General features: G+C 60.6%; 21 protein-coding genes. 10 read left to right on the top strand and 11 right to left on the bottom strand.

The features are described 5' to 3' along the window. The first annotated feature begins 18 nt into the window (after positions 1-18). The 3 genes from E0E29_RS12865 to E0E29_RS12855 are packed head-to-tail and all read left to right on the top strand — an operon-like array spanning position 19 to position 2,890. Positions 19-1,068: an aldose epimerase family protein gene (locus E0E29_RS12865; RefSeq protein WP_130850179.1), complete on the top strand. Its 1,050-nt coding sequence runs from the start codon at positions 19-21 to the stop codon at positions 1,066-1,068. Positions 1,069-1,104: 36 nt separating this feature from the next. Next, positions 1,105-1,950, top strand: a complete 846-nt coding sequence (locus E0E29_RS12860; RefSeq protein WP_130850178.1) for a transketolase — start codon at positions 1,105-1,107, stop codon at positions 1,948-1,950. A 1-nt stretch (position 1,951) separates the two neighbouring features. Beyond that, the gene (locus tag E0E29_RS12855; protein ID WP_130850177.1) at positions 1,952-2,890 is read left to right on the top strand and encodes a transketolase family protein; all 939 of its coding nucleotides are present in this window, start codon (positions 1,952-1,954) and stop codon (positions 2,888-2,890) included. 41 nt (positions 2,891-2,931) lie between these two features. On the opposite strand, the gene E0E29_RS12850 is transcribed toward E0E29_RS12855, so the two are convergent. From E0E29_RS12850 to E0E29_RS12810, 9 genes are all read right to left on the bottom strand, one after another. Then, positions 2,932-3,762, bottom strand: a complete 831-nt coding sequence (locus tag E0E29_RS12850; RefSeq protein ID WP_130850176.1) for a hypothetical protein — start codon at positions 3,760-3,762, stop codon at positions 2,932-2,934. A 156-nt stretch (positions 3,763-3,918) separates the two neighbouring features. Beyond that, complete coding sequence (locus E0E29_RS12845) at positions 3,919-5,109, bottom strand: coenzyme F420-0:L-glutamate ligase (RefSeq protein WP_130850175.1); 1,191 nt, start codon at positions 5,107-5,109, stop codon at positions 3,919-3,921. A 105-nt stretch (positions 5,110-5,214) separates the two neighbouring features. Next, positions 5,215-6,219, bottom strand: a complete 1,005-nt coding sequence (locus E0E29_RS12840; RefSeq protein WP_130850174.1) for an inorganic phosphate transporter — start codon at positions 6,217-6,219, stop codon at positions 5,215-5,217. A 52-nt stretch (positions 6,220-6,271) separates the two neighbouring features. Further along, a complete protein-coding gene (locus tag E0E29_RS12835) occupies positions 6,272-7,249 on the bottom strand; it encodes a hypothetical protein (protein WP_130850173.1) in 978 nt (325 codons plus the stop codon). 133 nt (positions 7,250-7,382) lie between these two features. After that, positions 7,383-8,720: an MATE family efflux transporter gene (locus tag E0E29_RS12830; RefSeq protein ID WP_130850172.1), complete on the bottom strand. Its 1,338-nt coding sequence runs from the start codon at positions 8,718-8,720 to the stop codon at positions 7,383-7,385. A gap of 26 nt (positions 8,721-8,746) precedes the next feature. Continuing rightward, positions 8,747-9,568 (bottom strand): hypothetical protein, encoded by an 822-nt coding sequence (locus tag E0E29_RS12825; RefSeq protein WP_130850171.1) that lies wholly within the window; start codon positions 9,566-9,568, stop codon positions 8,747-8,749. Positions 9,569-9,570: 2 nt separating this feature from the next. After that, entirely contained in the window at positions 9,571-10,134 is a 564-nt protein-coding gene (locus E0E29_RS12820; RefSeq protein ID WP_130850170.1) for a GNAT family N-acetyltransferase, read from the bottom strand. Between the two features lie 81 nt (positions 10,135-10,215). Further along, a complete protein-coding gene (locus E0E29_RS12815) occupies positions 10,216-11,547 on the bottom strand; it encodes a 2-hydroxyacyl-CoA dehydratase (protein WP_130850169.1) in 1,332 nt (443 codons plus the stop codon). 81 nt (positions 11,548-11,628) lie between these two features. Next, positions 11,629-14,589 (bottom strand): acyl-CoA dehydratase activase, encoded by a 2,961-nt coding sequence (locus E0E29_RS12810; protein WP_130850168.1) that lies wholly within the window; start codon positions 14,587-14,589, stop codon positions 11,629-11,631. Positions 14,590-14,857: 268 nt separating this feature from the next. Here E0E29_RS12810 and E0E29_RS12805 point away from each other — a divergent pair, with 268 nt between their 5' ends. Together E0E29_RS12805 and E0E29_RS12800 are read left to right on the top strand one after the other, a co-directional pair. Next, positions 14,858-15,280, top strand: a complete 423-nt coding sequence (locus E0E29_RS12805) for a hypothetical protein (protein ID WP_130850167.1) — start codon at positions 14,858-14,860, stop codon at positions 15,278-15,280. Positions 15,281-15,358: 78 nt separating this feature from the next. Then, positions 15,359-15,835 carry a hypothetical protein gene (locus tag E0E29_RS12800; protein ID WP_130850166.1) on the top strand — a complete coding sequence of 159 codons (477 nt, stop codon included), beginning with the start codon at positions 15,359-15,361 and terminating at the stop codon, positions 15,833-15,835. Positions 15,836-15,908: 73 nt separating this feature from the next. Here the strand turns inward: E0E29_RS12800 and malQ are convergent, their stop codons facing one another. Beyond that, complete coding sequence (gene malQ, locus E0E29_RS12795; RefSeq protein ID WP_242622496.1) at positions 15,909-17,387, bottom strand: 4-alpha-glucanotransferase; 1,479 nt, start codon at positions 17,385-17,387, stop codon at positions 15,909-15,911. A 304-nt stretch (positions 17,388-17,691) separates the two neighbouring features. Further along, entirely contained in the window at positions 17,692-18,918 is a 1,227-nt protein-coding gene (locus tag E0E29_RS12790) for an IS110 family RNA-guided transposase (protein WP_130850165.1), read from the bottom strand. 362 nt (positions 18,919-19,280) lie between these two features. Here E0E29_RS12790 and E0E29_RS12785 point away from each other — a divergent pair, with 362 nt between their 5' ends. From E0E29_RS12785 to E0E29_RS12765, 5 genes are all read left to right on the top strand, one after another. Next, complete coding sequence (locus tag E0E29_RS12785) at positions 19,281-20,132, top strand: patatin-like phospholipase family protein (RefSeq protein WP_130850164.1); 852 nt, start codon at positions 19,281-19,283, stop codon at positions 20,130-20,132. 238 nt (positions 20,133-20,370) lie between these two features. Continuing rightward, positions 20,371-21,702 (top strand): type I glutamate--ammonia ligase, encoded by a 1,332-nt coding sequence (glnA, locus tag E0E29_RS12780; protein ID WP_130850163.1) that lies wholly within the window; start codon positions 20,371-20,373, stop codon positions 21,700-21,702. 86 nt (positions 21,703-21,788) lie between these two features. Next, positions 21,789-22,322, top strand: coding sequence for an ANTAR domain-containing response regulator (locus E0E29_RS12775; protein WP_130850881.1), 534 nt, complete (start codon positions 21,789-21,791; stop codon positions 22,320-22,322). A gap of 183 nt (positions 22,323-22,505) precedes the next feature. After that, the gene (gene dapF, locus E0E29_RS12770; RefSeq protein WP_130850162.1) at positions 22,506-23,297 is read left to right on the top strand and encodes a diaminopimelate epimerase; all 792 of its coding nucleotides are present in this window, start codon (positions 22,506-22,508) and stop codon (positions 23,295-23,297) included. Between the two features lie 12 nt (positions 23,298-23,309). Beyond that, complete coding sequence (locus tag E0E29_RS12765; protein ID WP_130850161.1) at positions 23,310-24,524, top strand: LL-diaminopimelate aminotransferase; 1,215 nt, start codon at positions 23,310-23,312, stop codon at positions 24,522-24,524. The last annotated feature ends 148 nt before the right edge of the window (positions 24,525-24,672 follow it).

Raw genomic sequence — 24,672 nt, 5'->3', positions numbered from 1 at the left:
ACGGGAGGAAAGGGAAACATGGACCATTTCGATCTTCGACCCTTCGGCACTCTGCCCGATGGGCAGCCGGTATCGCTCATCACCCTGCGGAAGGGACGGCTCTCCTGTGAGCTTCTCACCTACGGCGGCGCCCTGCGTTCCCTCATCGTCCCCGACCGGCAGGGCGGGGAGGTGGATGTGCTTCTGGGCCTGCCTACCCTGGAGGACTATCTCCGCCAGGACAAGTTCTTGGGGGCCCTCATCGGCCGGTACGCCAACCGCATCGGCGACAGCCGGTTCACCCTGAATGGCAAAGCATACCCTCTTCGGGCCAACGACGGGAAGAACCATCTGCACGGCGGACCGGTGGGCTTCGACAAGCAGGTGTGGACCGTGTCGGAGGGGGGCGCCGACTTTGCCACCCTCACCCTCCACAGCCCTGACGGCCAGGAGGGATACCCCGGCGACCTGGATGTTTCGGTGACCTACCGACTCACCGAGGACAGCATCGTGCTGGATTACAGAGCCAGGAGCAGTGCCGATACCCTCTGTAACCTGACCAACCACGCCTATTTCAACCTCTCCGGTCACCAGAGCGGACCGGTGACAGCCCAGGGCATTCAGGTCTACGCCCAGAGCTACACCCCCACCGATGCCGGGTCCATCCCCACCGGTGAGATCGCGCCGGTGGAGGGCACCCCCATGGACCTGCGTTTTGGCCGGGCCATAGGGGAGCGGGTGGACGATGACTTTGACCAGCTCACCATGGCAGGGGGCTACGACCACAACTATGTGGTGGACGGCCCCGCCGGGGTGCTCCGTCCGGCCGCCCGGGCCTGGTCCCCGGACACCGGCATCACCATGGAGGTGCTCACCACTCAGCCGGGCATCCAGTTCTACTCGGGCAACTACCTGGATGGCTGTCCCACCGGAAAGGGCGGGGCGCCCTATGCCAAGCGTTGGGCCTTCTGCCTGGAGACCCAGACCTTTCCCGACGCCCCCAACAAGCCACAGTTCCCCTCGGCGTTGCTGGTCAAAGGGGAGGAGTACCACCAGACCACTGTCTACCGCTTCGGCCTTCGCCCCTGAGGGGCCGCCGGAGACCATATGGAAAGGAGCCGTGCTATGACCGCTGATGAAAGAAAACGCCTCATGGCCCTGGCCTGCCAGGTGCGCATGGGCGTCATCGAGGGCACCCACGCCGCCAAGGCGGGGCACCCCGGCGGCAGCCTGTCCGCCGCCGACCTCTTTACCTATCTGTACTTCAAAGAGATGAACATCGATCCTGAGAACCCCCAGTGGGCCGACCGGGACCGCTTTGTCCTCTCCAAGGGGCACACTGCCCCCGGCCTGTATGCCGCCCTGGCCCTCCGGGGCTTCTTCCCCTGGGAGGAGCTCAAGACCCTGCGCCAGATGGGCAGCCGCCTCCAGGGCCATCCCAACATGAACGAGACCCCCGGTGTGGATATGTCCACTGGCTCCCTGGGCCAGGGCATCTCCGCCGCCGCCGGCATGGCTCTGGCCGCCAAGCACATGGGCAAGTCCTGCCGGGTCTACACCCTGCTGGGCGACGGTGAGATCCAGGAGGGCGAGGTCTGGGAGGCCATGATGTTTGCCCACCACTACAAGCTGGACAACCTGTGTGTGGTCATCGACAACAACGGACTCCAGATCGACGGCAACATTGCCGATGTCATGAGTCCCTATCCAATCCCGGAGAAGCTGCGGGCTTTTGGTTTCGCCATGGCCGAGATCGACGGCCACGACTTCGACGCCATGGAGGCCGCCTTCACCCTGGCCCGGGAGACCAAGGGCGTCCCCTTTGCCATCGTGATGAAGACCACCAAGGGCAAGGAAGTCTCCTACATGGAGAACCAGGCCGGCTGGCACGGCAAGGCGCCCAACGACGAGGAATATGAGCAGGCCATGACCGAGCTGAAGGCCCGGCTGGCAGAAGTGGAGGCGATGTAAGATGGCCGATGTGAAAAAAATCGCCACCCGGGACAGCTACGGAAACGCCCTGAAGGAGCTTGGCGCGATCCATGATGACCTGGTGGTCTTTGACGCCGACCTGGCCGGCGCCACCAAGACGGGCACCTTTAAAAAGGCTTTCCCGGAGCGCCACTTTGATTGCGGCATCGCCGAGGGCAACATGATGGCTGCCGCCGCCGGTGCCGCCGCCATGGGGCTGGTGCCCTTCGTGTCCAGCTTCGCTATGTTCGCCGCCGGCCGTGCCTTCGAGCAGGCCCGTAACTCCGTGGGCTACCCCCATCTGAACGTGAAGATCGGCGCCACCCACAGCGGCCTGTCTGTGGGCGAGGACGGTGCCTCCCATCAGTGCTGCGAGGACTTTGCCCTCATGCGCTCCATTCCCGGCATGGTGGTCATGTCTCCCGCCGACGACGTGGAGGCCCGGGCCATGGTCCAGGCCGCTTATGAGCACAAGGGCCCCGTCTATATGCGCTTCGGCCGGTCCGCCGTGCCCGTTATCCACGACGAGGCCACATTTAAATTCCAGATCGGCAAGGGCGAGGTCCTTCGGGAGGGTTCCGATGCCGCCATCCTGGCAAACGGCCTCATGGTGGCCGAGGCCCTGAACGCCGCCGAGCTGCTGGCCGCCGAGGGCATCTCCGCCCGGGTGGTCAACCTGGCTACCGTGAAGCCCCTGGACGAGGAGCTGGTGCTGGACTGCGCCAAGGCCTGCGGTCGTATCGTTACCTGCGAAGAGCACAGTGTCATCGGCGGCCTGGGAGAGGCGGTCTGTGCCCTCCTCAGTGAGAAGCTGCCCACCCCTGTGCGCCGTGTGGGCGTCCAGGACACCTTCGGCTGCTCCGGCCCCGCTGCCAAGGTGCTGGAGCACTACGGCCTTACCGCCCAGAACATCGTCAAGGCCGTCAAGGACCTGCGCTGAATCACCGCGAAAGAGAGAAGAGAGAAAAGACCGCCGTACGGCTATGCCGGACGGCGGTCTTTGGTTGTTGTGATGGTCAGCTCTCCATGAGCCGGTAGAGAAGGATGGCGGCCTCGGCCCGGGTAGCGGTGCGGTTGCCAGCGTAGGTGCCCTCCACCAGGCCAAGACCCTGGGCCAGGGCGGCGTAGCCTATCCTCGGAAGAAACGTATTCCAGGCGCAGGTCCAGAGTATCCCGCAAAAGGGCAGTAGCCTGGGCCTGGGTGGTGCTGGGGGTGGACGAGGGGATGTTCCCCAGGCAGGAATTGGCCAGTACATCCCGGTTGAAGTGAATTACCTCCATGTTCTCTGCCCGGACGGTGATGGAGAGGGACAGGGGAGAGGGCAGGCCATTTAAGAGGATATCAGCCAAAAAGCGGTAGTCTCCGCCATTCAGGTCGGGGGAGCTGACGAGCTTCAGCTCTGCCGACTCAACACCCTTGTCCAGCACCTTGTCCAGAAATGCCTGGGCAGCGGCTGTGGCGGCATCGTTGTCCACCGCCGGGAAGGCGGGCAGGGTACTGTTGGCGAGGGGCTCCGGCGTCTCGGTGTATTCCGATATGGAGTAATAGATTACCGTGCCGTCCTCCAGAGCCTCGATGGTGAGGGAGCCGGTGTCTCCGGTCCAGGTGAGATACCATACCGGGGCCAGAGCGTCCTCGGTGCTGTCACCGTGGAAATCGGTGTAGGTGGTGGTGTCCAGGTCCAGAGTGGATTTGACGGCCTGGGTCACCTGGGTGAGCCTGGCATCGGCATTTCCCGATTCGGCCAGGGCTGGGAGAGCCGTCCCACAGAGCAGGGCGGTGCTGAGGAGCAGAGCGAGCAGCTTCTTCATGGTATGACCTCCATCCTTGGTAAGCATTGGACTTCTTTATTTTACCAAAGTATTAGACGAAAGTGGAGAGGGAAGGTTCCACCAACAGAAGAAAATTTGTGAAAAGAGCAAAAAATGCCCCCGGCGCTCTGCGCCGGGGGCATAGGAGAGAGGTCCTTACTTGGTGTAGTTGTCAAAATAACCCTGGACCAGGATGATGGGGGTACCCTTGTCGCCGCTGCCGGAGGTCAGATCGCACAGGGAACCGATGAGATCGGTGAGCCGACGGGGGGTGGTACCCTGGGAGACCATCTTACCCTTCAGGTCGGCGTCCTTGTGGCGGATGTAGTCGGAGATGGCCTCCTTGAGGGCGTCGCCGGACAGGTCAGCGAAGTCGTTGTCGGCCAGGTACTTCAGCTTGACTTCGTTGGGCTGGCCCTCCAGGCCGGCGGTGTAGGCGGGGGAGACCACCGGATCGGCCAGCTCCCAGATCTTGCCCACGGGGTCCTTGAAGGCGCCGTCGCCGTAAATCATAACCTCGATGTGCTTGCCGGTCTTTTCCTCCAGAGACTTCTGGATGCGGTCCACCACGGGCTGGCAATTCCGGGGGAAGAGCTTCACCTTGTCCTCGGTGGCCTTGTTGCTGCCCAGCAGGCCGTAGTTCTCATTGCAGCCGCTGCCATCCACAGGGGCGGTCATCAGGTCGTCCAGGCCCAGGACCAGCTCGGCGCCGGCCTTCTTCAGCAGCCGCTTGGAACGCTCACGGGTGTGGATGTCGCAGCAGAGGATATACTTGGTGTAATCCAGGATAGCGCGGCAGTCATTGGCCAGCACCACCTCCACCTCACAGCCGCAGCTGGTGATGAGGTCCTTGTAGTATTCGATGTAGTCCACGCCGGTAAAGACGTGCTTGTGGTAGCCGAAAAGCTCCCGGTACTTTGCCTCGGAGAGCACATCCTTGTAGGGGTCCACGCCCTTTTCATCCACCAGATCCATGTCGATGAGGTGGTTCCCCACCTCGTCAGAGGGATAGCTGAGCATGAGGACGATCTTCTTGGCACCGGTGGCGATGCCCTTGAGGCAGATAGCGAAGCGGTTCCGGCTGAGGATGGGGAAGACTACGCCCACAGTGTGGTCACCAAACTTGCCGCGAACGTCGGCGGCAATCTGGTCCACGGTGGCGTAGTTGCCCTGGGCACGAGCCACCACGGCCTCGGTCACAGCCACCACGTCCCGGTCATCCATCTGGAAGCCCGCACTCTCAGAAGCGGCCAGAACACTGTCCACCACGATCTGAGCGATGTCGTCTCCTTCCCGGATGATGGGAGCCCGGATGCCTCTGGATACGGTGCCGACTAATCTTTCCATGGTTTTTCCTCCGTTGATCTGATTGCGGCGCCTGCCGTCCCGGACGACCCGCCGCTGCACATACATTACTATTATATACCCTTTCCTGTCAGATGAAAAGGGATTTCATAGAAAAAACAAGAGGAGTTTGCTGCAGAGAAAGCCCAGAAAGCCGCAGGCCGGGAAGGTGAGTAACCAGGCCAGGATGACAGATTGGGCTACTTTCCAGTTCGGATGACGTCCTGCTCCCAGAATGGCGGCAGTTTTGGTGTGAGTGGTGGAGACAGGGAGGCCCAGAAGGGTGCAGAGGAGGAGTGTACTTGCCCCTGCCAGGTCGGCGGCCAGTCCCCGGCGAAGATCCAGAGCTACCATGTCACGCCCTACAGTGTCGATGATCCGACGGCCTCCCAAGGCGGTGCCGAGGGCCATGGTCCCGGCACACAAAGCGGTGAGCCAAAAGGGAGCGGGTCCGGCAGTGCTATTCTGGCCGGTAGCCAGAGCGAGGCCCAGCAAAAAGATGCTCAAAAATTTCTGCCCATCCTGGGCGCCATGGAGAAAGGCCATGGATGCCGCACCTGCCCGCTGGGCACAGCGATAAAAGGTGGCATTCCGGCCCCGGAACGGACAGGCGGCAAAAGCCTTCGCCAGGAGCCAGCCCAACCCCACTGAAAGAGGAAGGGACAGTAAGACTCTGCTCCAAGCCCACAGCCCCACGTTGGTGATGTTCCTGCCCAGAGCGAGGGAGGCGCCTGTCAGCCCGGCCAGCAATCCATGGCTCTCGCTGGTGGGGATGCCGAACAGCCAGGCTGCTGTGGACCAGATGACAATGGATGCCATGGCGGCACACAGGGTCCATAAAGCGGTTTGGCGGTCGCCGCCGAACTGAGCCAGCTCCAGGACAGTCCGGGTGACAGCGGGAAAGTAAATGGCGGAGAGAAGAGCACCCAGCAGATTACACGCCGCCGCGAGCGTAGCGGCAGCGGAAAAGGAAAGGGCTTTGGAGGCCACGGCGGTGGCGATGGCGTTGGGGGCGTCGGTCCAGCCGTTGACCAGAATGACGCCCAGTGTAAGGAGGGCAACAGGTAACAGGCCGGGGACAAGCAGTGTGTCCGCCAGAGAAGAAAAAGACATAAAAATACCCCCTCCTCACAATGTACGGTGGGGAGGGGGCAGATATGTCGTTTTAAAATTCAGGCAAAGATAGGGAGGGGGCGTTGAGGCCAAAGGCAGAGCCGGTGTAAACCACTTCCGTCTGGAGGAGGACGGCCTGGTCCAAGCTGCCCTCTGGAATGGCAGGCGCACTCAGATCCAGAGAGAAGGTGGCGTAGAGGTCGTCACCCTCAGTGGTAAAGAGGGCAAGACTGCCGGGGGAGGCTACCACTTCACCGCCAGGCTCAGGGAACCCCAATTCGGTTACATCCAAAGTGAGCTGGGAGTCACCGGCAGTGATGGTGATGGTGTTGGCATTCGCATCATAGCTGCTGGATACAGACAAAGACAAAATCGCCTCATAGTCACCGGGGGTGAACTGCTGGACCTCCCAGCCGCCGGTGTAGAAGTCCACCATATAGAGCCCCCAGGTGTTGGTGCCTGTGCTGCCGCCCAGATAGGGTACCACAGCCAACTCCTGATTCTGGTCACCGTCGAAGTCGCCATAGGCCATAGCCGGCATATGTGCTTGCTCGGAGAGGAAGGGAATGCTGTAGTAGCGCCACTCTGTGCCCACCCGGAGAATGAGCCCCTGTTTGTCCCCCGGCCCATAAGCGGCATAGAGCCAGGTATCCTGGTCCGGGATCTGGCACACCAGATAAAGCCCGGCGTCATCAGGGCCAAGCGCTGTGACGGCCTCCAACACTTGTTCGCCGCTGGAGAGCTGGGTGGGGAAGTCGTTGAGCGTTAGACTGTCCGGATCACCGTCCCACAGGAATGGCGTATTGGTGGGAAGCGGAAGTGTCTCCGTGGGCGGAACCTCGAGGGACATGGTGTCGGTAGGCAGAGGCGTATCGTCAGGAGCCTCAGTGGTAGGGGCTGGCGTCTCCACAGTGAGAGCGGTGGTGACGGGTGCCTCCGAAAGTTCCGGAGACGGCGTGGTCGAGGTCTCACCGTTGCAGCCGGACAGGGCCAGCAGGCAGGCGGTACACAGCGTAATGAGCTTTTTCAAAGGGAAGGCCCTCCCTTCCATATCTTGGAGCGTAAAAAATGGTTCGTCCGTAGATTATACCCTCTCTGACGAAAGAAAACAACCATAAAGTTATGAATAATAAGTAACGATTGGTTCCAAAGCTGCCACCAGCTCACAATTCCGACAGCCTTTCCCTCTGGATGCGACGGAAAAGGACCAATTCGGCCAGGCAGGCGAGGACCTCAGCCAGGGGGAAAGAAGCCCATATGAGCCGAACTTGGACAAGGCCGAGGAGATAAGCGGCGGGGAGGATGAGGACCACCTGCCGCAGCAGGGAGATGACCAGGCTGGTCATAGCGGCGCCCAGGGCCTGGAAGACGGCGCAGAGCACCATAGAGAGCCCGCTGAAGATGAGACCGGCGGCGATCCATCGCAGGGCCGGGATACCGGAGTCCAGAACGGCCTGATCGGCACCAAAGAGACCCAGCAGAGGGCCGGGGATGAGCAGTAGCAGAATGGTGCCAACTGCCATAATAGCGGCGCCCAGAGCCAGAGCGAACCTGGTCAGAGCCAAAATGCGCTCCCGGCTCCTGGCACCGTAGTTGTAAGACACCAGAGGGGTAAGGCCGTTGGTGAGCCCCGAAACCGGCATGATAAGGAAGGTCTGGAGTTTGAAGTAGGCACCCAGGATAAAGACAGCATTGGGGTCGTAGAGGGCCATGATTTTATTGAGCCCCAGGGTCATGACGGAGGAGAGCGACTGCATGGCGGCGGCAGGAATGCCGATTCGGCACAGCTCAGCCAGAATGTCTACTCTGGGGCGGAAGCCTTTGGGGGAGAGGGGGAAGCGGCGGAGCCGCCGGAGGAGGAGAAAACCTACGGCCATACCGGTCCATTGGCCCATCACGGTAGCAATGGCGGCGCCGGCAACCCCCAGGGCAGGGAAGGGGCCCAAGCCAAAAATGAGGATCGGGTCCATAATCAGATTGACCACAGCGCCCACGCCCTGGATCACCATAGGCCCAACCGGATCTCCGCAGGCCAGGAGGATGCGTTCGGTGGCAAACTGCATGGTCATACCAACCGAGACACCGGTGACAATGGTGAGATAGGTCCGCCCTGCTGACAGAATAGCAGAGTCGGCGGTGAAAAAGGCCATAAATGGCCGGGCGAGGAACAGGGCGAAGAAGAGAAAGAGAAGATAGCACAGCAGATAGAGAAAGATGCCATTAAGGGCTACTGCCTTGGCTTCTGTCCGTTCCCCCTGGCCCAGGCGTTTGGAGAGGAGGGCGTTGAGCCCCACGCCAGCGCCCACGCAGACCGCCACCATGAACATCTGCACCGGATAAGCCAGGGACAGGGCCTGGAAGGCCTCTCCGCTGAGCCGGGAGACGAACATGGAGTCCACCAGGTTGTATAGAGCCTGGATGAGCATGGAGAGCATCATGGGCCAGGCCATCCTCAGCAGCAGCGGGCGCACCGGCATGGTGCCCATACGGGTATCATCCATATGTGCTCCCCCTTTCCCAATGAAATTCAGACCACCGTGGTGGGTTCCACCCGAATGTCCCGCAGGGTAAAGCCGTCCTCTTCGCAGTCTATGGTGGCAAGGACGTTGGCAAAGAGAACGTCAGTGGTATCCAGCCGGGCGCCCAGCACCACGGTGAAGACCCCGTCTTGCTCCCGGAAGAAACAGGTGTCCAATATCAGTTGGCCAGGATCGGATTGGTACTGACCTGGCACCTGGTAGACGGCGCTGGTGGCTCCGTAGGACAGGGTAAACTTTCCTGTACCGGAATCATAGTCGGTCGTCACCTCAGCCAGAGCTTTTTCGGCACAGACCTCATGAGTGACAGCCAAGTCGGAACAGGTGTCTTCTGTCCAGCGATAGATGTGGAGGTCATAGGCGATTCTGTCCCCTTGGGCTGCCATGAGGTAGCGGACGGCCAGCTCCGCCTGGCCATCGCCGTCTGTGTCAGTGAGATAAAGCTCCGGCAGGGCAGGCGACTGTGGAGAGGCGAACTCTTGGTCGAAATGGGCGAGACTCTCGCCCTGGCGAAGGAGAATGCCGCCGCCGTAGCCATCATTTAAACCGTAAAGGTAAAGTTCTTCACCGAGCCTGCAGCCCAAGAGATAGACCTGCGGACTGTCCTCAGAAAAGAGATCATTGGGGTCGGCCAGGGTGGTGGGCAGATCGTCCACCGTAAGGGAAGACCAGAGAGCATCCTCATCGGCTGTGGCAATGGCGGTTGGCTGGGGGGTGGCAGAGGAGGGTGTCCAGTTGAGGGGCTCCTCCTTGCCGCAGGCGGGTAAAAGGGCCAGGGTGCACAGCAGGGTAATCAGAATCTGCTTTCTCATCATCACAACTCCCTCGTGTAGCGTAAATCCACACAGACGGCGTCAGGGGGAAAGGGAATGTCGGCATGGGTGCCGTCCCAGGCAAAGCCGTGGGACGCATAGAACCGGCGGGCCGTCTCATTTTCCCGGAGGACAAAGACAAAGCAGTTCTTGTAACCCTCCCGGCGCAGGCGGTCTATGGCTTCCTCGATGAGGAGGCCGCCGTAGCCCTTGCCCCGTTCGGCGGGATGGGTGTAGAAGGAGATGAGTTCTCCCCATCCGGCGTAGGCGGCGTTAGGGAAGTCGGAGCCCTCCTTGGTGCCGGCATTGTAGTTCTCAGTCCGGGCGGGTCCGTAATTGATACAGGCCACTGGAGTGTCATCTCTGTAAAGCAAAAGACCATGACAACGCTTGAGACGGTAGTCATCCCGGAAAAAGGGGACCCAACGCTCATCGGTGATCTCCCGGGCCATGTATTCCGCCGGTACTGCATCCACGTAGGTGTCCCGCCAGCCCATGGCGTGAATGAGAGACATGGCGCGAAAGTGTTCATCGGTACAGGCATCCACAAAGTGCAGCTGTTCCATTTGGTATTCCTCCAGTTTTGAGCGTTTTCCCACCATAGGGGAATCCCCGGTCTCCCAAACTGGGAGACCGGGGAGGAGAGGTTACACGCGAACAGGTTCGGCCTGGATTTCCGCCTGGGCAGCGGCACGGGCCTCCTCTTCAGCGTGCTGCTTGGCGAGGCCGCGGGCATTGGCCAGCATGAGCTTGATACGGTTTTCCTGGTTGATCTTGGTGGCGCCAGGATCGTAGTCGATGGCCACAATATTGCTCCAGGGGTAGTCGTCCTTGAGCTTACGGATCATACCCTTGCCCACGATGTGGTTAGGGAGGCAGCCGAAGGGCTGGGTGCAGACGATGTTGGGCACGCCGGTGTGGATGAGCTCCAGCATCTCAGCGGTGAGAAGCCAGCCTTCACCCATCTTGTTGCCGTCGCCCAGGTAGCCCTTGATGTAGCTGTGGAGCTCGTCGAAGTCACCGGGAGCCCGGAAACGATTGGAGCGTTTGAGGGCGTCGATGAGGGCGTGCTGGTATTTTTTCACATAGGCGGCGAAGAGCTGGCAAACCTTCTGCTTGATCCACTTGCCGCCATAGAGGTCCACGTCCACGTCCCGGTTGTAGATTTTGAAGATGACAAAGTCCACCAGGCCGGGAACCACCGGCTCCGCCCCCTCGGAGAGGAGGAACTGGTTGAGGTTGTTGTTGCCCAGGGGGGCGTACTTGACATAGATCTCGCCCACCACACCCACACGGACCTTTTCCTCGCCGGTAACAGGGATGGCCTTGAAGCGGTCAATGATGCGGTCAAAATTCTTCACCATGCTCTTGTAGGAGAGAACTTTGCCCTGGGCCATGTCAGCCAGAAGAAAGTCCACGCACTCGGCGGCCACCCGGTCGGTCTCGCCGGCGGTGACCTCATAAGGGCGGACCTGGTTGCCCACGTTCATGATGAGGTCGCCGTACATGACGGCAAAGATGGCCTTGCGGATGAAGCCCAGAGTGAGCTTAAAGCCGGGGTTGTGCTCCAGACCGGACAGGTTCACCGAGATGACGGGAATGTAAGAGAGGCCGGCCTTCTCCAGGGCCTTGCGGAGCATATGGATGTAGTTGGAGGCCCGGCAGCCGCCGCCGGTCTGAGTGATGACCAGAGCCACCTTGTGGGGGTCGTATTTGCCGCACTGTACCGCGTTGATGAGCTGGCCGATGACCAGAATAGCGGGGTAGCAGGCGTCGTTGTGGACGTATTTCTGACCGGCATCAATGACCGGCTTGCCGGTGTTGCCCAGCATCTCAACTTTGTAGCCCTCGTTCTGCATGATGCGGACCAGCAAAGCAAAGTGGTCAGGGAGCATCTGGGGTACCAGGAGGGTGTACTCCTCCTTCATCTCCTTGGTGAAGAGGAGACGGCCCGTCTTGTCGTATACCAATTCTGCCATAACAGTAGTTCCTTTCAGCGATGGGGCGCGCCCGGATCGGGTCGACGCTGTCATGTATTTTTACCTGACAGGCGCTGGGCCTCAGGCGGTAGCCTCTTCAGTGGCGGGCTCCTGACCTTTCCGGGCGTCCATGGCGGCCATAAGGGAGCGAATGCGGATCCGCACAGCGCCAAGGTTATTGATATCGTCGATTTTCAGCTGGGTGTAGAGCTTGCCGCCCTTCTCCAGAATATCGCGCATCTCGTCGGTGGTGATGGCGTCTGTGCCGCAGCCGAAGGAAACCAGCTGTACCACCTGCATATCGGGCTGGGTACAGACGTACCGGGCGGCGTTGTACATCCGGCTCTGGAAGGTCCACTGGTTGAGGACCTTCCGGGGGGCGTAGCCCTCCAGATAGGAGAGGGCGTCCTCGGTGACCAGCACGAAGCCGAAGGAGGTGATGAGGTCGTTGATGCCGTGGTTAATCTCCGGGTCGATGTGGTAGGGCCGTCCGCACACCACGATGATGTTCCGGCCCTCAGCCCGGGCCTGGGCGATGTACTTGGCACCGGTCTCACGCACATCGTGGACATAGGCGTCGTAGGCATCGTAGGCCGCCTTGGCAGCCCGGACCGACTCCTTTTTGGGAACGCCGAACTCCTCCTCCATGAGCTTGGCGATGCGCTTTTCAAAATCCTTGTGCCGCCAGAGGCCCACGTAGGGGTCCAGGTACTTGGTCTGCTTGAGCATGGGCACGTTGGCGGCCAGCAGCTCGGGGTAGTAGGCCACCACCGGGCAGTTGTAGTGGTTGTCGCCGATGCCCTCGTCGTTGTTGTAGGACATGCAGGGGTACCAGATGGCGTCCACGCCCTCCTCCACCAGGGCCTCCACGTGGCCGTGGAGCAGCTTGGCGGGGTAGCACACCGTGTCAGAGGGGATGGTGTGCTGGCCTTTCAGATAGAGCTTCCGGGAGGACTCGGGGGAGAGGACCACCTCAAAATTCAGCTTGGTGAAGAAGGTGTACCAGAAGGGCAGGTTTTCGTACATGTTCAGGCCGAAGGGAATTCCGATCCGGCCCCGGGAGCCGTCGCCGTCCCCTTTGCCCTCCATGGCCCGGAGCTTGTTGTACTTGTAGATCATGAGGTCGGGCATGGACACCTTCTCCTTGCCCAGAGGACGGGAGCAGCGGTTGCCTGAGATAAATTTCCGTCCGCCGTCAAAGCTGTTGACGGTGAGGGAGCAGTGGTTGGTGCACAGGTTGCAGGTCACCGGCTTTGCGGTGTGGGTGAAGGACTGCAAAGCATTTTCACTTAACAGAGAGCTCTTCTCCAGATGGAGGTCCCGGGCGGCCAGGGCGGCGCCAAAGGCGCCCATGAGGCCGGCGATGGTGGGCCGAGTGACGTTGCGGCCCAGCTCCAGCTCAAAGGCCCGGAGGACGGCGTCGTTGAGGAAGGTACCGCCCTGAACCACGATGTGCTTGCCCAGATCGTCGGCGGAGGCGGCCCGAATGACCTTGTAGACGGCGTTCTTCACGATGGAGATGGAGAGACCGGCGGAGATGTCCTCCACACTGGCGCCGTCTTTCTGGGCCTGCTTCACCGAGGAGTTCATGAACACGGTGCAGCGGGAACCCAGGTTCACCGGATGCCGGGCGAAGAGTCCCAGCTTGGAGAAATCGGCGATATTGTAGCCAAGGGCCTTGGCAAAGGTCTCGATGAAGGAGCCGCAGCCGGAGGAGCAGGCCTCGTTGAGCATGATGGAGTCCACGGCACCGTTGCGGATCTTGAAGCACTTCATGTCCTGGCCGCCGATGTCGATGATGAAATCCACGTCGGGGTTGAAGTGGGCGGCGGCGTTATAGTGGGCCACCGTCTCTACAAGGCCCAGGTCGCAGCCAAAGGCGTTCTTGACCAGATCCTCACCATAACCGGTAACAGCGGCGCCTTTGATGGTGATGCGGTCGCCGCAGAGATTGTAGATCTCCTTGAGCTGCTCCAGTACCACCGCTACAGGGTTGCCCAGGTTGGAGTGGTAGTAGGTGTAGAGGAGGCCGCCGTCTGGGGCGATGAGGCACATCTTGGTGGTGGTGGAGCCGGCGTCGATGCCCAGCCAGGCGTCGCCGGTGTAGGTGCTGGCATCTACCTCAGGGGGGTGGTTGGCGTTGTGTCGGACGGTGAAGTCCTCATACTGCTCAGGGCCGTCAAAGAGGGGGAGGAGGGTGTCCATGGTGTTTTTGGCCTCTACGGACTCCTCCAGCAGCTTAAGGGCATCGTCAAAAGGCCGCTCCACGTAGTCGGTGGAGCACAGGGCGGCGCCCATGGCGGCAAAGCAGTCGCCGTCGGCAGGGAAGATGGCGTGCTCCTCATCCAGCTTCAGGGTTTCCACGAACCGCTGCCGCAGGCCCATGAGGAAGTGGAGGGGACCGCCCAGGAAGACGATCTTGCCCTTAAGCTCACGACCCTGGGTGAGGCCGGCCACGGTCTGATCCACCACAGCCTGGAAGATGGAGGCGGCCACGTCCTCCTTCCGCCCGCCCTGGTTGAGGATGGGCTGGATGTCGCTCTTGGCGAAGACGCCGCAGCGGGAGGCGATGGGATAGATCTTCTCATGCTTGAGGGAAAGGGCGTCCAGCTCGTCGATGGTGACGTTGAGCAGGGAGGCCATCTGGTCGATGAAGGCGCCGGTGCCGCCGGCGCAGGAGCCGTTCATGCGCTCCTCCAGAGCACCGCCGAAGAAGATGATCTTGGCGTCCTCGCCGCCCAGCTCGATGACGGCGTCAGTGCCGGGGATGTACGTGTTGACGGCTGCGGCAGTGGCGTAGACCTCCTGGACGAAGTCGATGCCGGCGGCCTTGGCCACGCCCAGTCCGGCGGAGCCGGTGATGACCAGCTTCACGTCCTTTCCGGCCAGTTTGTCCTGGATGGAGTGAAGGGTCTCGCAGGCCCGCTCACGGGCCTTGGAGTAGTGCCGCTCATAAGAGCGGAACAGGAGCTTGTTGTCCTCATCCAGCACCACGACCTTGACGGTGGTGGAGCCGATGTCGATGCCGATGCGAAGGCTCATAGGTTCACCTCATAGCCCCGGAACCCACCGGGGGCGTATTTTTTCGTACCCTATATACTATAACAAATCGACAGATTTTACAACTGATAAATCTGTAAAGAAAATACCATAAAACCTAGTGGATTTCAATGGTATTTTGACGGAAAAAACGGTGCTGCCACTTTGGGTGAAAAAAGGGGAAATTTTAAGAAATCTTAATCTCCGCCTTGTCGGGGTTTAAGAAAGTGGAGCTACAATGGTCTCAGAAACGGAGAAAGGAAGAATGGCTATGCGTGCGATCACAGATGGAAGAATGGAGAGTGGGCCGTGGCAGGTACGGGAGGAGCCGGTGCCCCAGAGCCGGCGGTGGCCGGTGTGGCTCATCGTGCTGGCTCTGTGCGGGGCGCCCATCGCCATCCCTCTGGCGGTGGGTGGGGTTGCCCTCATTGGAGGCCTCCTGCTGTGTCTTTTGACGCTCATCGCTGGCGCCGGAGTGGCCGGGGTACTGAGCGTGGGAGCGGGAGCAGTGGCCTCGGTGGTGGGCTTTGCCGGGCTCTTTGTCCACGGACTGAGCTGGGGGCTCCACTATATGGCAGGCGGTGCGGTGTCCTCTCTCTTTGGTTTTTTGATGCTGGCTCTCTTCGCCGGGGGTGTATTCCTGTGCTACCGGACGGTTGTGTGGCTCCTCCGGCGGCGGGACTCCGTGATGTAGTAGGCATAGAGCATGTTGAACAACAGCACCAAATGGGCTATACTGGTGTTACCAGATCCATGAAGGGCGGTGCGGACGGTGACGAAGGCATTCCGGAATGGGAAAAAGGCGCTGTGGCTGCTGGCAGGGATAATAGCTGCGCTCTTTCTTGCAGCTGCCTTGCTCTGGTGGGGCCGACCGGTGGAAGCCCGGCCCGCCCTAGCTGACTATGTGGGGGACCTGGACGGGTATGAGACGGTCCGGATTACCCGGCAGGATGGCCAGACGCTGACATTGGAGGAGCCACAGGCGGCGGAGTTAAAGGAACTGCTAGACCAGTTCTCCTTCACTGGAGCGGCGGAGGAAAAGACCAGCCGGGCAAACAGTGCCCCGGGCTTTGAGGCCGCGGTCCAGCTGGCGTCTGTCGGAGGAACGGCTCATACCGTCACCTTTGTGACTGGCGGAGCGGATGAGGCCCATGTACGCCTCGACCTCTCCGACGGGACCACGGTCCACATCACCGGTGCGTTCCAGGCGGATTACCGGGCGGCGGCGGATTTCATCAACGGGCTCTGAGGGCTGCTATTTGTAAGAAAACGAGGCGCTTTCCCTTGCGGGGAGCGCCTCGTTTTTATGAATGAATGTATCCTTAGCCCCGGCGGTAGGTCCGGGTGATATGAGCCAGCTTGCCGGAGACGTCCGGGTTGAGGGCGGCGGCACGGACCCGCCAGGACCAGTTGAGAGGGCCGGCGGTACCGGGGAAGTTGACCCGGGCGTCTGCGCCCAGGCCCAGCACATCCTGGAGGGGGGCGATGGCCAGGGCGCTTGGGCACATCCAGGCACCGCAGATAGCCCCCCAGCCGAAGCCCTCGTCGGCCCGGAGCCGCAGGTAGTCGGAGGCGAAGTCACGCTCGGCGGGGGGAGCCTCGTCAAAGAGCCACTGTACGAAGGTGGGGGTGTCGTGGGTGCCGGTGTAGACCACCGATTCCCTGGGGCAGTTGTGGGGGAGGTAGGAGCTCTCCCCGTTGGGGTCGAAGGCGAAGACCAGAATCTTCATGCCAGGGATGCCGGAGTTGTGGATGAACTGCCACACGTCGTCGTCCAGGACCCCCAGGTCCTCGGCGATGAGCTCCAGCTGGGGGACCTCCCTGGCGAAGTGGTCCAGCAGGGCCTGGCCGGGCCCCTTCTCCCATTTGCCATCCTTGGCCACAGTGGAGGAGGCTGGGATGGCCCAGTAGGTGTGGAAGCCTCGGAAGTGGTCGATGCGCAGCCGGTCGTAGAGGAGGGCTGCGTTCCGGAGCCGCCGGGTCCACCAGTCGAAGAGCTCGGCCCTGTGACCGGCCCAGTCGTAGAGGGGGTTGCCCCAATACTGCCCAACGGAGGAAAAGGCATCGGGGGGGACACCGGCCACAGCGGAGGGCACGAAGTCCTCATCCATCTGGAAGAGCTGGGGCTGAGCCCACACCTCCACGCTGTCGGCGGAGACGTAGATGGGCAGGTCGCCCATAATGGCGATGCCCTTCTGATTGGCGTAGGCCTTCAGATTCTTCCACTGGCGGAAGAAATGGTACTGAAGGAAGACCTGGTAGTCCACCTCATCGGCCAGGTCCTGGCTCCAGCGAGCCATGGCCTCCGGCTCCCGACGGCGGATGTCGTCGGGCCACTGATCCAGGGGGAGATTCAGCTTCTCGTGGATGGCGGAGAAGAGGGCGTGGTCGGGGAGCCAGTCGGCCTGTTCCTTTAGAAAGGCGGCTCGGGCGGCGGTGTCAGTGTCCCGGCGCCAGGCGGCGCGGAGAAGGGGGGGGCGGTTCTCCCGGAGCCAGTTATAGTCCACACGGTCGGGATCAGGGTAACGGGCGGTGTCCAATTCCTCACGGGTGAGGAGCCCCAGCTGGACGAATTCCTCCAGGTCCAGCAGCCAGGGGCTGCCGGCAAAGGCGGAAGGGGACATGTAGGGGGAATCGCCGCTCCCAGGCGGCACCAGGGGGAGAATCTGCCAGGTGTGCTGCCTGGCCTGGGCGAGGAAATCAATGAACTGGCGGGCGCCGCTGCCCATGGTCCCGATACCGTAATCACCGGGCAGAGAGAAGATGGGCAGGAGCAGTCCGCTGGAACGTCCTTTCAGCATGCATGTGCCTCCATTTCGTGGACCCGCGGGGAAGAGCTGTCCCGAGCGGGATGGTTTCTCTCTTATTATAAATCAAAGGGGGCGGCTGGTGCAAGGGCGGCGGGCGGCTTTACATTTTGGAGAGAAGGGGCGTATAATAAAACAATAAGTCCAATGGTAATAAGTCAAGAGGGAGACACAAGAAAAATTTGAGTAAAACAGTATGGAAACAGCTAAGTGGGCAGCAAAAAGGCAACACCAACCAAAGCCCTGCCCCGGAGTTTTTTGAAACAGGGCCTAAACGTCAGAACGGCAAGCGATATGCTTAGCCCTCCGGCGGGATATACAGGCGGTTGTCTTTCAGCAGTCGAAAGACCAACCGGACCAGTTTTCTGGCAGTTAAAGCGAGTGCGCGTTTATGCTGGTACTTGTTGACCTCATGGTATTTGAGGTCATAGTAGCGCCGGAACTCGGAGTCGCATCTTCTCACGGAGTTGGCGGCTTCCAGCAGGTAGTACCGAAGATAGCGGTTGCCGGATTTAATCATTTGGGAGTGTTCGGCTTCAAATTCACCGGACTGGTTCTTGTGCCAGACAAGACCGGCAAACTTAGCGACAGAGGCTTGAGAGTTGAAACGGTGGATATCGCCAATCTCAGCGATGATACCGGCGGAGTAGACCTTCCCAATGCCGGGAATAGAGGTCAGGGTATTGGGGATAATCTCAAACTGCTGTTCAATGGCCTTTTCTAAAACCTTAATTTGTTCTTTCAAGGCACGCATGGAAGCAATCGAAACGGACATCGCCTGGTTTACAGTATCGTTCACTGTCTTAGGGAGACGGTAGGAGCCTCTGGCTGCCGCCTGTACCGCTTTCGCTGTGGCCGCTGGATCTGCAAACCTGCCGCGGCCCGTTTCAGTGACGAAGGCAGTCAGTTCCTCCAAATCAGCATTCGCCAGGTCATCCACAGTTTCAAACCGTTCCATAAGGGCGATCGTAGTGGCGCTGGTATTCTGAATATCCTTGTCCTGGGCCATGCCGGAGCATTTGAGGAATAAGTAGTTGGCAAACCGCTGTTTCTCACGGGTTAGGTTTTGAATCACGTCAAATCTGGCTCTGGTAAGCGTTCTAAGCGCCTGGTAGCGATAGTCGTCCATATAGACCTCCTTGGCGATCCTGCCAAAACGGAGATGGTCGGCAATCACAAAGGCGTCCACCCAATCGTTCTTCGGCAGGTCGGGATAAGCATCCTTGAATTTCCGTACCTGCTTGGGATTGAGGACATGGATCTTTCTCTGAAAGCGGCCAAGGCTGCCATCTTCTCGGAGAGCGTAGACAAGGCTGTCTCCGTAGATGGAGGTGGCCTCCAGGCCGATTATCACATCGCTGAGCTGCATGGAACCGAGTGCCGACACGATCCTCTCTGATAACAGTTTAGCACCGCCGAGATTATTCTGCACGGAAAAGCTGGAGTGCTTGCTGCCGTCCGGCTTCATCAGGTAGGCCACATTGTTCCTGCTGCCCACATCAATGCCTACAAAAAGTGAGTTCATCATTTTCACCTCCCCGCATGGAAATTTCAGGCCAGCAGGCTTTGAGATACCCATGATAACCGGAGCATCCGCAACCTCGCGTATCAGAATCATTCCAGAGAAGACCAATGCGATAGCCCTCACTGCTGAAAGGGCGGTCTTGCTCCGGCAAACAGCCAATGAGTTTGCAGCTAACTTCCGGTTCAGGGGAACGGACTTTCCTTGAAGCAGCCTTGCGGTTCAACTGGAAGTGATAGAACTTGACCCTGCTGTCCTACAGCCATTGTATCACGGGTATCCCGAAGCCTGCTGATCGTTAAAAGTGAACTAAGCAGATACACTTTAAACTGTCTGCAAATCTTATTATACGAGGAAGTGATACCATGAAGACCGGCATCGTGCTGGAGGGCGGCGCCCTCCGGACCATTTTTTCCAGCGGTGTCTGTGACGCCCTGCTGGAGACGGACCTTCTGCCTGACTATGTCATTGGCGTTTCGGCGGGCATTGCCTACGGCGTGAGCTATGTCTCCCGCCAGAAGGGACGCAATCTGGAGATCGTGACCAAGTACGCCAACGACAAGCGTTATATGGGGCTGCGGAACCTGGCGGTTCCCTCCAACCGCTGTTATTTTGGCCTGCGCTTTACCTATGAGACCATTCCAAACGAGCTGGTGCCTTTTGACTACGATACCTTCGCTGCTTTTCCCGGGGAAGTCGAGGCAGTGGTGACCAATCTAAAGACGGGGCAGGCGGAGTATCTGCCGGTCCCCCGGCGGGATGACAAATTCCTGCTGCTCCAGGCTACCTGTGCCATGCCGCTGCTCTTTCCCATCTTCAAGCTGGATGGCATGCCCTGCCTGGACGGCGGCTCTGCTGATGGTATCCCCTGGCAGCGGGCCTTCGATATGGGCTGTGACCGGGTGGTGGTAGTTCTGACACGGGAGCGGAGCTACCGCCGTGGCCCAGAGAAATTCCAGCGGCTCATTGACCTGCGCTATCGCCGCTATCCCAACTTCTGCGAAACCATGCGCACCCGTGCCGAACGGTACAACGCCTGCCGGGAGGAACTCTTCCGGCTGGAGAAGGAGGGAAAGGTCCTACTCATTGCCCCGGAGAGTACTCAGGGCTTTTCCAGGGTGGAGCGGAATCTGGACAAGATCCGGGCTTTGTGGAAGGATGGTTATGACCAGGGAATGGCCCGCAGTGAGGAGATACGGGCATTCTGGGGCAAATGAACTCATACTGAAAAAGTGCATAAAGGGATGGGCGGGAAGGAGAAGTCCTCCCGCCACTTGCCACAAAAAAGCGTTAAAGTGGAATCTGGGTCTTGACAGGGAATGGGGGAACCGGTATACTTAGCGCATCAGTTGAGAACGAAGGCGTTCCACCCGATGAGGGCGGAGCGCCTTCTCTGCTATCCAAGGTCATCCGCACCGCCGATGGCGAATCCAATAGAGGAAGGGGACACCAACAATGGCGCACACCAAGGAAGACATTATACGCATGGTCAAGGAGGAGGACATCGAGTTCATCCGCCTGCAGTTCACCGACATTTTCGGCCAGCTCAAGAACGTGGCCATCACCGCCTCCCAGATCGAAAAGGCAGTCAACAACCAGTGCATGTTCGACGGCTCCTCCATCGAGGGCTTTGTCCGCATCGACGAGTCAGACCAGTATCTCTATCCCGATCTGAAGTCCTTCCGGGTCTTCCCCTGGCGGCCCAGCCATGGTAAGGTGGCCCGCCTTATCTGTGACGTCCACAACCCGGACGGCTCCCACTTTGAGGGTGACCCCCGGTACGTCCTGAAGCGTGCCATCCAGAAGGCCCACGACATGGGCTATGATGCTTTCAACGTGGGTCCCGAGGCGGAGTTCTTCCTCTTCCAGACCGATGACGAGGGCAAGCCCACCACCAAGACCAACGACGAGGCCGGCTACTTCGACCTGGGCCCTCTGGACCACGGTGAGTCCACCCGTCGGGAGATCTGTATGGCTCTGGAGGCCATGAAGTTTGAGATCGAAGCCAGCCACCACGAGGTGGCCGAGGGCCAGCACGAGATCGACTTTAAGTATGAGGAGGCCCTCCACGCTGCCGACAACATCATGACCTTCAAGCTGGCGGTCAAGACCCTGGCTCAGAAGAACGGTCTCCACGCCACCTTTATGCCCAAGCCCATCTTTGGCATCAATGGCTCCGGTATGCACACCAACATGTCCCTCTTCCGGAACGGCAAGAACGTCTTTTACGATCCCAGCGATCCCCGCGGGCTCTCCAAGGAGGCGTACAGCTTCATCGCCGGCCTGCTGCACCATGTGAAGGGCTTTGCCGCCATCACCAACCCCCTGGTGAACTCCTACAAGCGACTGGTGCCCGGCTACGAGGCCCCCTGCTACCTGGCCTGGTCTGCCTCCAACCGCTCCGCCCTCATCCGGATCCCTGCTTCCAGAGGTCAGTCTACCCGCGTGGAGCTGCGCTCCCCCGATCCGGCCTGCAACCCCTACCTGGCCTTTGCCGTGTGTCTGGCCGCCGGCCTGGACGGCATCGAGAAGGGCATGACGCCTCCCGAGGAGGTCACCGAGAACATCTTCGCCATGGATCAGGCCACTCGTGAAGCCAACGGCATCGAGTCCCTGCCCGGCTCCCTGGAGGAGGCCATCCACGCCCTGAAGGCCGACCAGCTCATCCTGGATACCCTGGGCGAGCACGTGGCCACCAACTTCATCGAGGGTAAGATGAAGGAGTGGGATGAGTACCGTACCCGCGTGAGTTCCTGGGAGCGGGACAAGTATATCATCAACTACTAATCAAACAGCGACCCATATCCCCGCAGGCATGTCGGCCTGGAGCCGGCTATGCTACTCCTGCCAGAAGGAGTTGAGAAACGTTGGAGATGGAAAGTGTCATCGTGGCCTTTGAGAGCGACCGCAGCTGTGAGCGGATCCGGGACATCCTGGAGACCAGCGGTACCGCCACCTGCATCCTGTGTCATTCCGCCGCCGAGGTCAAGCGGATCGTGAGCAAGCAGCGGGTGAGCACCGTGATCTGCGGCTTCAAGCTGCCGGATGAGCCCGCCGAGGCCCTCTTCGAGGATCTGCCCCCCACCTGTTCCATGCTGATGGTGGCGGTCCAGGGCATGCTGGACCTGTGCCAGAACGACGACATCTTCCGTCTGGCGTCCCCGGTACGCCGGGGTGATCTGGTGGCGTCGGTGCGCCTGCTGCTCCAGATGGGGCACCGGCTGGAGAAGTTCGTCCGTCCCCAGCGCAGTCAGGAGGAGGAGAACCTCATTCGGTCGGCCAAGGAGCTGCTCATGGACCGCAACGGTATGACAGAAGAGCAGGCACATCGGTTTTTGCAGAAAAAGAGTATGGATTCCGGGGTTAAGATGGTCCAGACCGCCCGGCTGGTGCTGGGTATAGGCTGACGCTGTCCCGAAAAAACGCCGCCGGAAGATCAGAGGGCCGAAGATGGCCTAGGATCGGTCCCAGGCGCATACATATCGTCAGACGAGGATGTCTCTCCGCCCGGGGCGGCAGTTCGGAACGCGATGCTGGACTGCCGCCCTTGCGCTATACAGGGGGGAGAGCGCCGGACAGGAGGTCTGACGATGCGCTTCACCAAAATGCAGGCTCTGGGCAACGACTATGTTTGCCTAGACCTTACCCTCAAACAACCGGGAGAGGAGCTTTCCCGACTGGCCCGTGCCCTCACCGACCGCCATTTTGGGGTGGGAGGTGATGGACTGTTATGTGTTCTCCCGGGCAGTGATGGCCGGCTGCGTATGGCCCTTTACAACGCCGACGGGTCCCGGGCCGCTATGTGCGGCAACGGTATCCGGTGCCTGGCCGCCTACGCCTGGTCCCACGGCTTGGCGGAGGAGGGAAGACCGCTCACCGTGGAGACCGACGCCGGGCTCCGTACCCTCACCGCCGCCGCAGACGGTATCCGGGTGGAGATGGGACGGCCGGTGCTGGGGGAATCTCTGGCCCTGGAGGCTGGGGGAAGGCCTTGGCGGGTGCGGCCCGTGTCCATGGGCAACCCTCACGCTGTCATCTTTGTGCCCCGCCTGGACTGGGCTCCGCTGGAACAGGTGGGGCCGGAGCTGGAGCACCACAGGGCCTTCCCGGACCGGGCCAATGTGGAGCTGGTGGAGGTCACAGCCCCGGACCTGCTGCGGATGCGGGTGTGGGAGCGGGGCTGTGGAGAGACTCTGGCCTGCGGTACCGGTGCCTGCGCCGCCTTTGCCGCAGCGGCGGCCTCCGGACTGACGGCACGGCGGGGGAGGGTGGAGCTGCCCGGCGGCGTCCTCTCCCTGGACTGGCCGGACCCGGATGGACCCATTTTTCTGGAAGGCCCCGCGTTCACCGTGTTTGAAGGTGATTGGCCGGGGGGATCATAAGGAGGTAACAACGTGCACATCAACGAGAATTTCGCAAAATTGCCCGGCAGCTATCTCTTTTCTGAGATCGCCCGCCGGGTGGCGGCTTACAGCGGGGAACACCCCGAGGCCGACCTCATTCGTCTGGGCATTGGTGACGTGACCCTGCCGCTGGCACCGGCGGTGTTGGAGGCCATGCACAAGGCGGTAGACGAGCAGGGGAAGGCCGAGACCTTCCGGGGCTATGGTCCCGAGCAGGGCTGGCCCTTCCTCCGGGAGGCCATGGCCAAGTACGATTTCCAGGCCCGGGGAGTGGACATCGTCCCCGAGGAGATCTTCATCAGCGACGGTGCCAAAAGCGACTGCGGCAACATTGTAGACCTCTTCCAGAGCGGCAACAAGGTGGCGGTGTGTGACCCGGTGTATCCGGTATACGTGGACTCCAACGCCATGGCCGGTCGTGCGGGGGATTATGACGCCGACACCGGACGGTGGACGGGGCTGCTCTACATGCCCTGCACGGCGGAAAATGGTTTTTCGCCCCGGATTCCCAAGGAGAAGGCAGACCTCATCTACCTGTGCTTCCCCAATAACCCCACCGGCGGGGTGGCCGGACGGGAGGTCCTCCAGGCCTGGGTGGACTACGCCAACGACTGCGGGGCGATTATCCTCTTTGACGCCGCCTATGAGGCCTTTATCACCCAGCCGGAGATCCCCCACTCCATCTTTGAGATCCCCGGTGCCAAGACCTGTGCCATTGAGTTCCGGTCCTTCTCTAAGACCGCCGGCTTCACCGGTACCCGGTGCGCTGCAACCATCATCCCCAAGGAGCTGGTCCGGGACGGTATGAGTCTCCGTGACATGTGGAACCGCCGCCAGTGTACCAAGTTCAACGGCGCGCCCTATATCGTCCAGCGTGGCGCCGAGGCCACCTATACCGAAGAGGGGCGGAAGCAGGTCATGGAGAACATCGCCTACTACCTCCGGAACGCCGGGACGATCCGGGAGGGGCTGGCAGCCGCCGGACTCACCGTCTCCGGCGGTGTGGACTCCCCCTACGTGTGGGTAAAGACCCCGGATGGGGTGGACTCCTGGAGCTTCTTCGACACCCTCCTGCGGGAGGCCAATGTGGTCACTACCCCTGGTGCCGGTTTTGGTCCCAGCGGGGAGGGGTATATCCGCCTCACCGGCTTCGGTGGTGCTGAAGCCACAAAGCAGGCGGTGGAGCGTATCCGAAAGATTCTCTGATATTGTTGGCGCGTACAATGGGGTGCGTGCCGCCGTGCCGGACCGCGACGTCCGGCGCGGCGGCGGCGCGCCCTTTTTTACAACCATTAGATGGTAAAAAATGCAAAAATGCCGGACGGCCCTGGCCGCCGGACACACCCGGAAAGGG

It is taken from the genome of Intestinimonas timonensis (genome assembly GCF_900626145.1).
In the GTDB taxonomy this organism is placed as follows: Bacteria; Bacillota; Clostridia; order Oscillospirales; family Oscillospiraceae; genus Intestinimonas; species Intestinimonas aquisgranensis.
Note: the sequence above shows the minus strand (reverse complement) of the source record. Positions and strands in the feature narration are given on the sequence as shown.

What these genes read in the sequence shown, in the direction of transcription:
- E0E29_RS12865 (WP_130850179.1), top strand. Translation starts at nt 19, where the DNA reads ATGGACCATTTCGATCTTCGACCCTTCGGCACTCTGCCCGATGGGCAG.
- E0E29_RS12860 (WP_130850178.1), top strand. Translation starts at nt 1,105, where the DNA reads ATGACCGCTGATGAAAGAAAACGCCTCATGGCCCTGGCCTGCCAGGTG.
- E0E29_RS12855 (WP_130850177.1), top strand. Translation starts at nt 1,952, where the DNA reads ATGGCCGATGTGAAAAAAATCGCCACCCGGGACAGCTACGGAAACGCC.
- E0E29_RS12850 (WP_130850176.1), bottom strand. Translation starts at nt 3,762, where the DNA reads ATGAAGAAGCTGCTCGCTCTGCTCCTCAGCACCGCCCTGCTCTGTGGG.
- E0E29_RS12845 (WP_130850175.1), bottom strand. Translation starts at nt 5,109, where the DNA reads ATGGAAAGATTAGTCGGCACCGTATCCAGAGGCATCCGGGCTCCCATC.
- E0E29_RS12840 (WP_130850174.1), bottom strand. Translation starts at nt 6,219, where the DNA reads ATGTCTTTTTCTTCTCTGGCGGACACACTGCTTGTCCCCGGCCTGTTA.
- E0E29_RS12830 (WP_130850172.1), bottom strand. Translation starts at nt 8,720, where the DNA reads ATGGATGATACCCGTATGGGCACCATGCCGGTGCGCCCGCTGCTGCTG.
- E0E29_RS12825 (WP_130850171.1), bottom strand. Translation starts at nt 9,568, where the DNA reads ATGAGAAAGCAGATTCTGATTACCCTGCTGTGCACCCTGGCCCTTTTA.
- E0E29_RS12820 (WP_130850170.1), bottom strand. Translation starts at nt 10,134, where the DNA reads ATGGAACAGCTGCACTTTGTGGATGCCTGTACCGATGAACACTTTCGC.
- E0E29_RS12815 (WP_130850169.1), bottom strand. Translation starts at nt 11,547, where the DNA reads ATGGCAGAATTGGTATACGACAAGACGGGCCGTCTCCTCTTCACCAAG.
- E0E29_RS12810 (WP_130850168.1), bottom strand. Translation starts at nt 14,589, where the DNA reads ATGAGCCTTCGCATCGGCATCGACATCGGCTCCACCACCGTCAAGGTC.
- E0E29_RS12805 (WP_130850167.1), top strand. Translation starts at nt 14,858, where the DNA reads ATGCGTGCGATCACAGATGGAAGAATGGAGAGTGGGCCGTGGCAGGTA.
- malQ (WP_242622496.1), bottom strand. Translation starts at nt 17,387, where the DNA reads ATGCTGAAAGGACGTTCCAGCGGACTGCTCCTGCCCATCTTCTCTCTG.
- E0E29_RS12790 (WP_130850165.1), bottom strand. Translation starts at nt 18,918, where the DNA reads ATGAACTCACTTTTTGTAGGCATTGATGTGGGCAGCAGGAACAATGTG.
- E0E29_RS12785 (WP_130850164.1), top strand. Translation starts at nt 19,281, where the DNA reads ATGAAGACCGGCATCGTGCTGGAGGGCGGCGCCCTCCGGACCATTTTT.
- glnA (WP_130850163.1), top strand. Translation starts at nt 20,371, where the DNA reads ATGGCGCACACCAAGGAAGACATTATACGCATGGTCAAGGAGGAGGAC.
- E0E29_RS12775 (WP_130850881.1), top strand. Translation starts at nt 21,789, where the DNA reads ATGGAAAGTGTCATCGTGGCCTTTGAGAGCGACCGCAGCTGTGAGCGG.
- dapF (WP_130850162.1), top strand. Translation starts at nt 22,506, where the DNA reads ATGCGCTTCACCAAAATGCAGGCTCTGGGCAACGACTATGTTTGCCTA.